This window comes from Streptomyces sp. P5F9, from assembly GCF_057961495.1.
In genome coordinates, this window is sequence record NZ_JBXVPZ010000265.1 from 1 (window position 1) to 13,217 (window position 13,217).

14 protein-coding genes are annotated in these 13,217 nt (G+C 71.5%); 6 read left to right on the forward strand and 8 right to left on the reverse strand.

Going from position 1 to position 13,217, the window contains the following annotated elements:
- From AC31A1_RS32655 to AC31A1_RS32665, 3 genes are all read right to left on the reverse strand, one after another.
- Positions 1 to 1,211: PTS transporter subunit EIIC (locus tag AC31A1_RS32655; RefSeq protein ID WP_489656782.1), on the reverse strand; the 1,211-nt coding region annotated here is incomplete at its 3' end.
- Positions 1,212 to 1,227: 16 nt separating this feature from the next.
- Positions 1,228 to 2,163 (reverse strand): N-acetylmuramic acid 6-phosphate etherase, encoded by a 936-nt coding sequence (murQ, locus tag AC31A1_RS32660; RefSeq protein WP_489656783.1) that lies wholly within the window; start codon positions 2,161 to 2,163, stop codon positions 1,228 to 1,230.
- A gap of 184 nt (positions 2,164 to 2,347) precedes the next feature.
- Positions 2,348 to 3,259, reverse strand: a complete 912-nt coding sequence (locus tag AC31A1_RS32665; RefSeq protein WP_489656784.1) for a MurR/RpiR family transcriptional regulator — start codon at positions 3,257 to 3,259, stop codon at positions 2,348 to 2,350.
- A 55-nt stretch (positions 3,260 to 3,314) separates the two neighbouring features.
- Between AC31A1_RS32665 and AC31A1_RS32670 the strand changes: the two genes are divergently transcribed.
- Both AC31A1_RS32670 and AC31A1_RS32675 read left to right on the forward strand, forming a co-directional pair.
- A complete protein-coding gene (locus tag AC31A1_RS32670) occupies positions 3,315 to 3,719 on the forward strand; it encodes a DUF8819 family protein (protein ID WP_489656785.1) in 405 nt (134 codons plus the stop codon).
- Positions 3,716 to 3,982, forward strand: coding sequence for a DUF4031 domain-containing protein (locus AC31A1_RS32675; RefSeq protein WP_489656786.1), 267 nt, complete (start codon positions 3,716 to 3,718; stop codon positions 3,980 to 3,982). The genes AC31A1_RS32670 and AC31A1_RS32675 overlap by 4 nt, the downstream gene beginning before the upstream one ends.
- A 5-nt stretch (positions 3,983 to 3,987) precedes the next feature.
- Here AC31A1_RS32675 and AC31A1_RS32680 read toward each other — a convergent pair whose 3' ends face one another.
- Positions 3,988 to 5,085: a GNAT family N-acetyltransferase gene (locus AC31A1_RS32680; RefSeq protein ID WP_489656787.1), complete on the reverse strand. Its 1,098-nt coding sequence runs from the start codon at positions 5,083 to 5,085 to the stop codon at positions 3,988 to 3,990.
- Between the two features lie 39 nt (positions 5,086 to 5,124).
- Positions 5,125 to 5,793 carry an HD domain-containing protein gene (locus AC31A1_RS32685; RefSeq protein ID WP_489656788.1) on the reverse strand — a complete coding sequence of 223 codons (669 nt, stop codon included), beginning with the start codon at positions 5,791 to 5,793 and terminating at the stop codon, positions 5,125 to 5,127.
- A 43-nt stretch (positions 5,794 to 5,836) separates the two neighbouring features.
- On the opposite strand from AC31A1_RS32685, the gene AC31A1_RS32690 reads away from it, so the two are divergent.
- On the forward strand, positions 5,837 to 6,517 hold the full coding sequence (locus tag AC31A1_RS32690; protein ID WP_489656789.1) for a maleylpyruvate isomerase family mycothiol-dependent enzyme: 681 nt from the start codon (positions 5,837 to 5,839) through the stop codon (positions 6,515 to 6,517).
- Between the two features lie 128 nt (positions 6,518 to 6,645).
- On the forward strand, positions 6,646 to 7,338 hold the full coding sequence (locus AC31A1_RS32695) for a copper homeostasis protein CutC (protein ID WP_489656790.1): 693 nt from the start codon (positions 6,646 to 6,648) through the stop codon (positions 7,336 to 7,338).
- Positions 7,339 to 7,369: 31 nt separating this feature from the next.
- Here the strand turns inward: AC31A1_RS32695 and AC31A1_RS32700 are convergent, their stop codons facing one another.
- A complete protein-coding gene (locus AC31A1_RS32700) occupies positions 7,370 to 9,436 on the reverse strand; it encodes a HelD family protein (RefSeq protein ID WP_489656795.1) in 2,067 nt (688 codons plus the stop codon).
- Positions 9,437 to 9,703: 267 nt separating this feature from the next.
- Here AC31A1_RS32700 and AC31A1_RS32705 point away from each other — a divergent pair, with 267 nt between their 5' ends.
- Positions 9,704 to 9,886 carry a hypothetical protein gene (locus AC31A1_RS32705; protein WP_489656791.1) on the forward strand — a complete coding sequence of 61 codons (183 nt, stop codon included), beginning with the start codon at positions 9,704 to 9,706 and terminating at the stop codon, positions 9,884 to 9,886.
- A gap of 41 nt (positions 9,887 to 9,927) precedes the next feature.
- Here AC31A1_RS32705 and AC31A1_RS32710 read toward each other — a convergent pair whose 3' ends face one another.
- Entirely contained in the window at positions 9,928 to 11,571 is a 1,644-nt protein-coding gene (locus AC31A1_RS32710) for a DNA repair helicase XPB (RefSeq protein WP_489656792.1), read from the reverse strand.
- Positions 11,572 to 11,707: 136 nt separating this feature from the next.
- On the opposite strand from AC31A1_RS32710, the gene AC31A1_RS32715 reads away from it, so the two are divergent.
- Positions 11,708 to 12,190 carry an NUDIX hydrolase gene (locus AC31A1_RS32715; protein ID WP_489656793.1) on the forward strand — a complete coding sequence of 161 codons (483 nt, stop codon included), beginning with the start codon at positions 11,708 to 11,710 and terminating at the stop codon, positions 12,188 to 12,190.
- Positions 12,191 to 12,260: 70 nt separating this feature from the next.
- Here the strand turns inward: AC31A1_RS32715 and AC31A1_RS32720 are convergent.
- A partial coding sequence (locus AC31A1_RS32720; protein WP_489656794.1) for a helicase-associated domain-containing protein occupies positions 12,261 to 13,217 on the reverse strand: 957 nt, incomplete at its 5' end.

The window sequence follows — 13,217 nt, forward strand, 5'->3', positions numbered from 1 at the left end:
ACCTTGTCGCCCAGCATCGCGAAGAACCCGACGAACGCCCCGCCCGCCGCCCCGCCCGCGCAGGCGGTCAGGAACGGGCGGCCGAGGGGGAGCGAGACGCCGTAGATGAGGGGTTCGCCGACGCCCAACAACCCTGCGGGGAGCGCCGACTTGATGGTCGTACGGATCGAAGTGTCGTGGCGCAGGCGGAAGTACACGGCGACGGCCGCGCCCACCTGGCCCGCGCCCGCCATGGCCAGGATGGGCAACAGGACGGTGTAGCCCTGCTGTTCGATGAGGGTGGTGTGGATGGGGATGAGGGCCTGGTGGAGGCCGAGCATCACAAGGGGGAGGAAGAGGCCGCCGAGGATCAGGCCCGCGAAGGGGCCGGTGGTCGACAGGAGCCAGTTCGCGGCGGTGCCGATCGCGGTGGAGATCTCACCGGCCGCGTACATGAGGCCGTAGAGCGTCGCCAGGCCCGCGATCAGGACCGTCAGGGTGGGGGTGACGAGGACGTCGAGGGTCGCGGGGACCCAGGTGCGGCACCACTTCTCGACGTACGTGCCGAGGAGCGCGGCGGCGAGTGCGCCGAGTACCCCGCCCTGGCCGGGGGAGAGGGCGACCCCGAAGGCGGTCACCTTCGCGACCCCGGGGTACACCACGACCGCCGCCACCGCCCCGCCCAGCACCGGTGTCCCACCGAACTCCTTTGCCGTGTTGTAACCGACAAAAACCGCGATGAGGGTTAGAAACGCGGAGGGGATGACGGCGAGGGCGCCCGTGACTCCCGGGAGCCAACCCATGTTGATCAGCAGCCCGTTGAGGCCGGCGAGGACTCCGCAGCCGATCAGGGCGGGGATGAGCGGGACGAAGATGTTGGCGATCCGGCGGAGGAGGAGTTTGGCGGGGGTCGCGTTGCGGGCCCGCTGTTCCGCCTTCAACTCGGCCCCGCGCGCGGCCAGTTCACCGGCGGCGGTACCGACCAACTTCTCGAACTCCGGGGTCACCCGTGCCACCACCCCCGGCCCCAGCACGATCTGATACGTGTCGTCGTCCACGACCCCGAGCACGCCGGGCAGCGCCCGCAGCGCCTCCTCGTCCACCAGCGAACGGTCGGCCAGGCCGAGCCGGAGGCGGGTCATGCACTGGGCCACGGAGGTGACGTTCGCGGGGCCGCCGACGAGGGGGAGGATCGCGGCGGCGGTGGCGGTGGGCGAGGGCGAGGTGTTCACCCTCCGAGCGTGCTGGTCAGTCGGCCGCCGCGGTCAGCGCCGCGCGCAGCCGGCCGCCGGACTCCTCCAGAAGGCGGGCGGCCGTCGGGCCGTCGACCCCGGCGAGGACCACGAGGATCGCGTTCTTCACCTCGCCGTCGGTGGCGGCGAGGGCCCGCTCGACCTCCGCGTCGTCCGCGCCGGTCGCCAGCGCGACGATCCGCCGGGAACGGGCGCGCAGCTTCTCGTTCGACGCGCGTACGTCGACCATGAGATTCCCGTACGTCTTCCCCAGCCGGATCATCGTGATCGTCGACAGCATGTTGAGCACGAGCTTCTGGGCCGTGCCCGCCTTCAACCTCGTTGATCCGGTGAGGAGTTCGGGGCCCACGACGACCTCGATGCCGTGTTCGGCGGCTGCGGCGAGCGCGCTGTGCTCGTTGCAGGACAGGCCGATGGTCAACGCGCCCTCGTTGCGCGCGTGTTCTACGGCGGCGATCGCGTACGGGGTGCGTCCCGAGGCGGAGATGCCGACCACCGTGTCGTCGGCGGTCAGCGCGAGCGCGTCGAGGTCCGCCTCTGCCAACTCCCTTGAGTCCTCGGCGCCTTCGACGGACGTGACGAGGGCCTCCGGGCCACCGGCGATCAGTCCTACGACCTGGGTCGGGTCGGTGTTGAAGGTCGGCGGACATTCGGACGCGTCGAGTACGCCCAGCCGTCCGGCGGTTCCCGCGCCCATGTAGATGAGCCTTCCGCCGCGTCCCATCCGGTCGGCTACGGCGTCGATCGCGGCGGAGATTTCGGGGAGGCGGTGGGCTACCGCGGCGGCGACGGTGGCGTCCTCGGCGTTCATGAGGCGGGCGATGTCGAGGGTGGGGAGTTGGTCGATCCCGGCGAGTTCCGGGCGGAAGGCTTCTGTGGTGAGTGACTCCAACTCGGCGCGGAGGTCACGGGGGTTGGACGTTGAGGTCATGGATCGGCGGCTCTTTCTGTTGTTCCTTGTCTGCGGCCCGGTGGGGGCTGGTCGCGCAGTTCCCCGCGCCCCTTAAGAACGCAGGCCGACCGGTGTTTCTTTAGGGGCGCGGGGCTGTGTCTATTTGCGGCTCCGCCGCGTGGGCGCGACCAGCCCCCACCGGCCCGCGGACAACCACGAACCGTCAGCGCCTATGCCGATGCGCCAGTGCCTCGTAAGACGCCGACAACGCGGGCGCAGCCTGCTCGTAGGTCCGCTGTGCCACCCCGATGAACAAACAGTCCACCACCAGCAACTGACTCGTCCGGGAGGACATCGCGGCCGGCCGGAGCTCGCTCTCCCGAGCGGTGGACGTCGTGAGTATGTGATCGGCGTACTGCGTGACCGCCCCGTCCGGCCGCCCGGTGATCGCGACGGTCGTAGCCCCGTGCTCGAAGGCGACCCGCAACGGCTCGATGACGTCGCCGGTGGACCCGGAGTGGGTGATCGCGATGGCCACATCGCCCGCCTTCAGCTGCACGGCGTTGGTGACGGCGAGGTGCGGGTCGCTGTGGGCGTGGGCTATGAGGCCTATGCGGAGCAGCTTCTGGGTGAGGTCCTGGGCGACGAGGCCGGACGCCCCGACGCCGTAGATGTCGGTACGGCGGGCGGCGGCGAGCGCGGTGACGGCGGCGCCGAGCTGGACGGTGTCGAGTCCGGCGGCGGTGTCGGCGAGGGTCTGCTGCTCGTCGTAGGCGAGTTTCGCGACGACGTCGGCGATCGGGTCGTCGACGGCGATGTCGGTGGTGAGGGCGGGCGCGCGCCCGGACTGCTGCTGCGCGGCGAGCCCGGCGAGGGCGAGGCGCAGGTCGCGGTAGCCGGGGTAGCCGAGGATGCGGGCGGTGCGGACGACCGTGGCCTCGCTGGTGCCGGTGAGTTCGGCGAGGCCGGTGACCGTGAGGGCCGCGCAGCCGGCCGGGTCGGCGGCGACGGTCTCGGCGACGCGCTGCATGGAGCGGGTCATGGAGGGGGCGAGGGTGCGCACCTTGGCGGCCAGTGCGGCGGGTGGCGTACTCCCGGAGGCGCTTCCGAAAATTTCCTTCACGTCCTGGGTCACCTTTGAAAGATATTTTCGGGGCGGTGGTCGGGTCAAGGGTGCGCACAATAGGTGCATGGCATCCGACAACGACCCCATGGACGATCCCCGCGACGAGCCCGTCCCGATAAGCCCTCTGGAGCGGGCGCTGCACGCCGCCCGTGCCCTCGTGCTGGCCGATCTGGCCGCGCGCGAGGTCGTCGCGGCCGACGTGGTGTCCATGGTGGAGGAATCCATCGTGGAGCGCCGATGGTGGGTGGAGCAGTGGCCGGAGGGTGTCGAGTACGTCGCCGGGCTGGTCGCGCAGGACGTGCAGGACGCGCTGCTGGAGGCGTACGGACGCTGGCCGCTCTGCCCGGTCTGCGCGTCCGGCGACCCGCACGCCCTGGAGGTCGAGCCGGAACTGGGACCCGACCCGCACTGGGTCTGCCACCAGGCGGGCGTGAAGGTCTCGGCCGTGGGAAACCTGGGCTCCCTGTGACCGTGTACATCGACCCACCGACCTGGCCGGGGCACGGCCGCCTCTGGTCCCACCTCGTCAGTGACGTCTCGTACGACGAACTCCACCGGTTCGCCGAGGAGTTGGGCGTACCGCGGCGGGCCTTCGAGCGCGATCACTACGACATCCCGTCGCATCGTTACGCGGACGCGGTGGCCGCCGGGGCGGTGGAGGTCAGGAGCCGGGAGGTGGTGCGGCTGCTGACGGCGGCGGGGCTGCGGAGACCCAAGGGGCGGGAGCGGTAAGGGAGTTACTCCTTGCGCCGGAGCTCATAGGCGAACTCCTCGTGCTCCTCGCTCACCTTCCTGAACCCCGCCCGGGTGACGACGGCCTGTGACGCGAGGTTGTCCCGTTCGATCGTCGCGAAGACGGTGCGTACGTCGTCGCGGGCCAGCGCCCACTCCGAGAGCGCGCGGAGCGCCTCCGTCGCGTAACCCTGGCCGCGGGCGCCCTCCGCCAGGTCGTAGCCGATCTCCACGCGGCCCTCCTCGTCGGGGACGCCGTGGAAGCCCAGGCCGCCGACCGCGCGGCCGTCCTCGTGGCGGACGAGGACGAACACGCCGAACTCCGGGCGGTGGACGCCCGATACGTAGGCCTTCAGCAGGAAGGTCGCGGCCTCGCGGGTGCCCTCGTACGGGCCGCCCTCGATCCACTCGAACCCGCCGTCGCCGCCCGCGGCCAGGTCACCGGCGTCCGCGGGGGTGATGCCCTGGAGGGTGAGGCGGTCGGTGGTGTGGACGAGGTCGTTGTTCCACTTCCAGCCGGTGACGGGGGCGCGGCCGGGGAGTTCGGCGCGGCCGGTCGCCCACAGGAGGGTGCGCCAGAGGTCGGCGGCGGGGCGGATGTGCGGGAAGATCCGGCCGAGGACGAACTCGCTGAGTTCCGGGGCGGGTTGGTAGGCCAGCCCCAGGCCCTCGGCGATGTCGTGCGTGTGCAGCAGCACCTCGGCGGTGCCCATGGCGGCGAAGCCTTCGCGGTTCGCGCTGCGGAACGGGTACGGGTGGAAGGCGCGCACCGCGCGCGGTGTGGTGCGGATCGCGGCGGCGAGCAGGGCGCCGGTCGTCCGGATCACGTCCAGGACACCGGAGTTGTCGGTGCCGTCGTCGAAGGTGATGTCGAAGGGGACGTACGCGTGCTGCGCGCGCCCGGCCAACTGCCCCGCGTACGAGACGAGATCACCGGCGATGTGCTCGGCGGTGTACCGGCAACTCCACTCCAGCCGGCCCGCCTTCACCCCGTCCCAGTCCCGGTCCGTCGCCGTCCCCAGCAGTGCGAGGCAGCTCGCGACGGCCTCTTCGACCTGGTGTGCGCCCGTATGTCCGGCCATATGTCCGCCCGTGGTCCCCATGCGGGGGAGCATACGGGCGGCGACCGGGGCCCGCCGTGATTAAAGGGCCAGCAGCTCCAGCTCCGCCGCCAGGTTGTAACGTGCCGTGGCCTCCCATTCCGCGGCCCCGTACGGCGTCCTGAACAACCGTGGCAGGGAGAGGAGTTGGCGCAGGATCGCCGAACGGCCGTCCCGGAACGCGTCGTTGGGGACGAAGTGGTACTCCTCGCGGACAGCCGCGGTGTACGCGGCGTACGCCGACGGCGGCGCGGCCAGGATCGCGAGGTCCGCGTCGCACAGGACCTGGCCGTCGCGGTCGTCGTCGGCGGGATCGTGCGTGACGGTGAGCCGTACCAACCGGGCGACCTCCGCGACCCGGTCCTCCGGCACGCCCGCCTCGGCCAGCGCCCGCTCGGCGAGCCGCGCGGACCGTTCCTCGTTCTCGGAACGGTCCGGGAGGTAGACCGCGTCGTGGAACCAGGCCGCGAGCCGTACGACGTCCGGGGCGTCGGCGTACTTCTCCAGCACGTCGATGTGGTCGAGGACCGAGGTGAGGTGCGTGAGCGTGTGGTAGTGCCGCTGCGGCTCCTGCCAGCGGGCGAGGAGATCCTCGGCGTACGGCGAAGGGTCCGGACCGGCGTCGGGACCGCCGTCGGGTGCGTGGGCGGGTGTGCGGGCGCCTTCGAGGGCGCGGGTCCAGCGGGCGCGGAGGGCGTCGAGATCGGCCATGCCCTTATTTTCCTCCCGCGGCCGGGCCCCTAGCGTGGAACGCATGACTTACGCTGACACAGCACACGACGTACGCGACCCCGAACTGCCCGGACGGCTCCTGACCACCGAGCGCGACGCCCTGATCCCGCTGCTCCGCTCCCGCCCCGACGAGGACTTCGCACGGGCGACCCTCGGGTGTCCGGGGTGGACCGTGCGGGACGTACTTGCGCACTGTTCGGCCGCGCTGACGCGGGTCGTGGAGCGCCGGTTCGAGGAGGGCGTGTTCTCGCCGGAGGCCAACGACCGGGACATCGCGGAGCGGGCCGACTGGACGAACGCGCAGGTCGTCGACGAACTGGAGCGGGGGATGACGGAGGCCGGCGCGGCGATCGCCCGCGCGGGCGGCGTGCTGGACATGGTCGCGCTCGGCGAGTGGGTGCACGCGGGGGACGTACGGGACGTTCTCGGCTTGCCCGGCGCCTATGGGGGCCAGGGGCTGGGGTCCGCTCTCACCCTTCTCGGCCTCGTGACCCGTCAGAAAAACCACCGGCCTCTGCACGCCGACCTCGACGACCTGGACGATCCGCTGCTGCTGGGCGACCTGTCGGGCGAGCTGACCCCGGCGCGCTACATCGGCGACGCGCCCACACTCGTACGGCTGTACTCGGGACGCCCGGTGCCGGACGGGGTGGCGTACGAGCTGGCGGGCGCGAAGGCGGAGGAGCTGAACATCTTCGGGTGACGGTGTGAGGCGTGACGGTGTGCCGGGGACTCGCCGAGGGGGTGATCTCGCGGCCCCCTGACCTCCCGCGTACCCTGAGATTGGACTAGACCTGTAGCCGCTCCAGGGAACACGACGGAAGGGGTCCTATGAGCACGCGTGCAGTCCTGGAGGTGATCGCCCTCGGCGCCGAGGACGCGATCGCCGCCCAGGCCGGAGGCGCGGACCGTCTCGAACTGGTCACCGACATGGCGGCCGACGGACTCACCCCGCCGGTGGAGACCTTCGCCGCGATCCGCGCCGCCGTCGACATCGACCTGCGCGTGATGCTGCGCCTCGCGGACGGGTTCGCCGCGGGCGACGTGGACCGGCTCGTCCGGGTCGCAGGCGAGCTGCGGACCGCCGGCGCCGACCAGTTCGTGCTCGGGTTCCTCGACCCGGACGGCTGCGTCGACCTGGACGCGGTGGAGCGGGTCGTCGCCGAACTGGACGGCTGCGCCTGGACGTTCCACCGCGCGATCGACCGCGCCGCCGACCGCGACGCCCTGCGCAAACAACTCGCCGACCTGCCGGGCCTGGACGCCTACCTCACCGCCGGTTCGGCGGACGGCGTCGACGACGGTCTCCCCACGCTGCTCCGCGAGGCGGCCCTGCGCGGGGAACCCGGCTACGAGCAGCGCATCCTGGTCGGCGGCGGCCTGCGTCTCGACCACGTACCGACCCTGCTCGCCGCCGGAATCGACGCCTTCCACATCGGCGGGGCCGCCCGGCCGGAGGGCTGGGAGCGGCCGGTGTCGGCGACGGCGGTGGGCGAGTGGCGGGCGGTGCTCGACCGAGCCTGAGCCGCCCCCCCCGCCCAACAGCCCTTTCCGCTCAGGCGAGTTGGGGCGGCAGCGGAGCCGCGTGCGTGACGATCAGGCCCGACACCGCTCGGGTCAGAGCCACGTACAGGCGCCGCAGGCCGGTGCGTTCGTCCGGTTCACCGTCGACCACGGCCTGAGGCTCGTCGAGGACCACGTAGTCGTACTCCAGACCCTTCGCGAGTGATGCCGGGACGAGCGTCAGACGCGTGTCCACGGTCGTCTCCTCACCCGGGTCGATGTAGCCGATGCCCGCCGCCGTGAGCGCCTCCGCCAACTCGGGGATGCGGGCATCGGCCGCGATCAGGCCCGTCGACCCCTCGTTGCGCAGCAACTCCTCGCAGGCGGCGACCACTTCGGCGGTGCCGGCGACGGAGCGGAGGTCGAAGAAGCCCGGGTTCTCGCGGACGGACGCGACCGGGGTCAGACCCGGTGCGATGTGCGGGAGGAGCCGGGAGGCGTACGTGATGACGTCCGTCGGCACACGGAAACCGGCCGTCAGCTCCTCGATCACGCCGTCCGACTTGCCGAGGTGGGCCAGCGCCTCGTCCCAACTCCGCGTCGCCCAGGGCGTGGTGCCCTGCGCCAGGTCGCCGAGGACGGTCGCGGAACCGGTGGTGCAGCGGCGGCCCACGGCCCGGTACTGCATCGGGGAGAGGTCCTGCGCCTCGTCGAGCACGACATGCCCGAGCGAGTGCGTCCGCTGCACGAGGTCGGTCGCCTCGTCGATCAACACGGCGTCCGCGGCCGACCACTTGGCGGCCTTCACGCTCCGCACGGCCTTCGCCCAGAGGATCGTCTTCTGTTCGTCCTGGTCGAGGATTCCCTCGGCGTGTGCGGCGAGGAAGTCCGCGTCGGTGAGCAGTCGCAGCACGAGTTTCGCGGGCTCGACCGGCGGCCACACCGCCTTGACGGCCGCCTTCACCGCCGTGTTGCGGGCCACGGCGTCCTGCACCCGGTCGTCCGGCGCCTCCCCGGACCGCTCCATCTGCACCAGCACGGCATGCGCGATGCGCTGCGGAAGTGCCTCGCGGGCGGCGCCGTAGCGGATGTCGCGGTCGAGCAACTCCCGCACGATGGCTTCGAGTTCGTACGCGGGGACCCGCCAGCGGCGTGAGCCGCGCACCACCATCACCGGCTCGGTGGGCAGGGTGACGTGCGCGTAGACGGCCTTCCGCAGGACCTCGGCCATGCGGGCGTCGCCCTTGATGACGGCGGCCGGTGCCTCGTCCGTGCCGCGTACCTCGACGTGGGCGACCAGGTCGTCGACCGTGCCCTGGCGGACCGTCAACTCGCCCAGTGCGGGCAGGACTTGCTCGATGTAGTGCAGGAAGGACTTGTTCGGCCCGATGACGAGGGTGCCGGTGCGGGCGAGCCGCTCGCGGTGGGCGTAGAGGAGATAGGCGACCCGGTGCAGACCGACGGCCGTCTTTCCCGTCCCCGGCCCGCCCTGCACACAGACCGTGCCGCCGAGTCCGGACCGTACGATCTCGTCCTGCTCGGGCTGGATGGTCGCGACGATGTCGCGCATCGGGCCCACGCGCGGGCGCTCGATCTCCTGCTGGAGCAGCTTGCTGGTGGCGGCCGCCTCGGCCGGGTCCATGAGGTGCTCGTCCTCGTACGCCGTGAGCTCGCCGCCCGTGTAACCGAAGCGGCGGCGCAGCGAGATGTCCAACGGGTCCTTCTTGGACGCCCGGTAGAACGGCTGCGAGACCGGCGCGCGCCAGTCGATGACCATCGGGTCGCCGCCGGCGTCGTGCACATGCCGGCGCCCGATGTAGAACTGCTCGCCCTCCGCGCCCTCGGCCTGCTCGGCGCCGGGGGAGTGCAGGTAGTTCAGCCGTCCGAAGAACAGCGGGGTGTCGCTGAGGTCGGCCAGGGCCTTGATGCGGTCGTCGATCTGGCGGGCGAGGACCTCGGCGTTGACCCAGTTCGCCGTGACGTCCTTGATGTCGAGCGACTCGACGTCCTCGCGCATGGCGCGCAGCGCGGAACGGGAGGAGGCCAGGTGCGAGCGTTCGCGGGCGAGCGGATCGTCGGTGGGCGTGGACAAGGGGGTGCCTCCGGATGGCCTGCTGATGCGGCTGCTGGGTGTGTGCTCGGTGGGTACCGACCGGTTTCCGTCCGGGCGGTGGCACTCCCTGCGGGGAGGCGGGCAAGAGCGGAGATTCTAATGAGGCGGGCCTGGCGAGGGCCAATCGTTTTCCGTCCCCTGTTTTTCGTCCCCTAGGGGACACCCCCTCCACCCAGGAGGGGAACGGGTCCGCCCGGAGGCGTACACGGGCGGCCCGGAGGTTGGCTCTCTGGACCGATGCCGACCTTATGTCCCAAGACGCACCATGGAGACATGAGCGCAGCAGCCATCACCCCGGTCCCCGTCCGCCCGTCCGGTGCCACACCGGTCGCCGGCGGCAGCCACCCTCATCGCCTCGGCAATGCCCTGCGCGCGATAAAAGTGTTCGCGGGCGCCGCGTTCAGCGTGGTCGTCCTCGGTGAGTACGGCGAGGAAGCGGGCGTTCGCCGTAAGTGACCGCCCGCTCCGCCCGCTTCACCCGCGCCTCACCGTGATGCTCAGTTCTCCGCGAGGATCTCGTCCGCGTCCATGATCCGGTAGGCGTACCCCTGTTCCGCGAGGAAGCGCTGGCGGTGGGCGGCGAAGTCCTGGTCGATCGTGTCGCGCGCGACGACGGAGTAGAAGTGGGCCTGGTGCCCGTCGGCCTTCGGCCGCAGCACGCGGCCCAGACGCTGAGCTTCCTCCTGGCGCGAGCCGAACGTACCCGACACCTGGACGGCGACGGTCGCCTCCGGCAGGTCGATCGAGAAGTTCGCGACCTTGGACACGACGAGGACGCTGATCTCCCCCTCGCGGAAGGCCCCGAAGAGCTTCTCGCGCTGCGCGTTGGAGGTCTCACCCTTGATCACGGGCGCGTTCAAGTGCTCGCCCAGCTCGTCGAGTTGGTCGATGTACTGCCCGATGACGAGGATCTGCTGACCTGCGAAGCGCCGGACGATCGCCTCCGTGACCTTCCGCTTCGTGGCGGTGGTCGCACAGAAGCGGTACTTCTCCTCGGCCTCGGCCGTGGCGTACGCGAGCCGCTCGGACTCCGTGAGATTGACCCGCACCTCGACACAGTCGGCGGGCGCGATGTACCCCTGCGCCTCGATCTCCTTCCAGGGCGCGTCGAACCGCTTCGGCCCGATGAGCGAGAACACGTCCGACTCCCGGCCGTCCTCACGCACGAGGGTCGCGGTCAGCCCGAGCCGCCGCCGTGCCTGCAGATCCGCCGTGAACTTGAAGACGGGTGCGGGCAGCAGGTGCACCTCGTCGTAGAGGATGAGCCCCCAGTCCCGGGAGTCGAAGAGCTCCAGGTGGGGGTAGATCCCCTTCCGCCGCGTGGTCAGCACCTGGTAGGTGGCGATGGTGACGGGCCGGATCTCCTTCCGCGTCCCGCTGTACTCACCGATCTCCTCCTCGGTCAGCGAGGTCCGCTTGATCAGCTCGTGCTTCCACTGCCGGGCGGAGACGGTGTTGGTGACGAGGATGAGCGTGGTCGACTTGGCCTGCGCCATCGCCCCGGCCCCGACGAGGGTCTTCCCGGCCCCACAGGGCAGCACGACGACCCCACTGCCGCCGTGCCAGAAGTTCTCCACGGCCTGCTTCTGATAGGGCCGCAGCGCCCACCCGTCCTCGTCCAGCTCGATCGGGTGCGCCTCGCCGTCGACGTACCCGGCGAGGTCCTCGGCCGGCCAGCCCAGCTTCAGCAGCACTTGCTTGATCTGCCCGCGCTCGGAGGGGTGCACGGCGACCGTGTCGGGGTCGAGCCGGTTGCCGACGAGCGGGGCGACCCGCTTCGACCGCAGGATCTCCTCCAGCACGGGCCGGTCGGTGGTGGTGAGCACGAGCCCGTGCGCGGGGTGCTTGCTCAGCGTCAGCCGGCCGTAGCGGTCCATGGTCTCGGCGATGTCCACGAGCAGCGCGTGCGGCACGGGATACCGGCTGTACTCCACGAGCGCGTCCACGACCTGCTCGGCGTCGTGCCCGGCGGCCCGCGCGTTCCACAGCCCCAGCGGTGTCACCCGGTACGTGTGGATGTGCTCGGGCGCCCGCTCCAGCTCGGCGAACGGCGCGATGGCGCGCCGGCAGTCGTCGGCTCGCTCGTGATCGACCTCAAGGAGAAGGGTCTTGTCGGACTGGACGATGAGGGGGCCATTCACGCGCGACTGCCTTTCTGCGGGGCTCGCCGGGCCTGGAGGACTCGGGACGGCCAAACGTCCAGTGTGCACTACCGGCCGATGATCACGGTGGCGCTCTGCGAGGCTGTGGCCCTGGGCGAGCTGAGGGGTGGGGGACATGGGAGAACTGGTGGACCGGGTCGACGAACAGGACCGGGTGCTCGGGGTCGTGGACCGGGATGAGGCCATCACGCGCCACTGGCTGCACCGCGTCGCGACGATCGTCTGCCGGGACAGGGAGGGCCGCGTCCTGGTGCATCGGCGGGCGGCGGATATGTCCCGGTTCCCGGGGCAGTACAACTTCATGGTCGGCGGCGGCGCGGAGGCCGGGGAGTCCTACGAGGAGGCGGCGGCCCGCGAACTCACCGAGGAACTCGGGGTGCGGGTGCCGGTCCACTTCGCCTTCAAGTACCTGTGCCGGGGCGAGATCAGCCCGTACTGGCTCGGCGTCCACGACGCGGTCATCCGTACGGACATCACCCCCGACCCGGACGAGATCGCCTGGCACGCATGGGTCACGGAGGACGAGCTGCGGGACATGGCCCGGCGTCCGACGTTCGTGGCGGACTCCGTCGAGGCACTGGACCGCTATCTGACCTGAGCCGGTCCGAGCCACCCCTTCCGCGGAAATGTGACACATGGGGGCGTGAGTGTCACATTTCTCCGGCCGCCTACCCCTCCGCCAGTTCCGCGACCCCCGTCACCCGGTGCAGCGGATACGTCCGTACCTCGTCCGCCGTGTGGTCGTACGCCGTGACGAACCCGCCCTCGACGCGGAGGGGCGCGATGACGCGCTGGCTCGCGGCGCCCTCGGCGTTGACGTAGCCGATCCAGAGGGTGTCGCCGGTGAGGACGGCGGCCTGCACGGTGGCGAGGGTCTCGGCGGAACTGGTGCGGGGGAGGTCACCGGTGGGCGAAGGGGCCGTCTTCAGGGGCGTCGTGGAGGCGCGGTCGCCCGCCCTGATCGCACGGATCGCCGCCGACAGGAGGGTCGCGTCCGGGGTCGGCGGGCCGTCCGGTACCGGTTCCGGAGCCGTGCGGGGCGGGGTGCGGCGGGCGTGGGCCCGGGTGATGACGACGTCGCCGTCGGCGGACTCGGCGGCCGGCGCGAAGCCCATCGCGCGCAGCCCGTCGAGGAGCGCCGCCGGGTCGGCCTGCGCCGCCAGCACGGTCGGCGCGAGGCGGCGCAGGCGCAGGCCCGCCGACCGTTTGTCGGCCAGGATCTCGCTGAGCACCGCGTCGTCGTCGCAGCGTACGTACGCCGAGGCCGCGCCGATCCGCAGATGCCCGTGCCTGCGGGCCACGTCGTCGATCAAGTACGCGAGGGGCTGCGGGACCGGCGTACGGGAGTGCGCGGTGAGGAAGTCGTGCAGGTCGGAGGCGGACCGCCCCGCGTCCAGCGCGCGGCGCACCGACCCCGGCGTGAAGCGGTACACCGTCGCCCCGCCCTTCGACTCCACGTCCGCGAGCACGTCCAGCATGTCCGCCAACGGTCGTTCCAACGGGCCCGGCGCCACCGCCGTCAGGTCCGCCTGGAGAAGGACATGGTCCAACGGTTCGGGGAGGAGCGGGGCAAGTAGCCGAGCGGCGGCGGCACTTGCGGCGGCCTGCTCGGCAGGGGAGAGGGG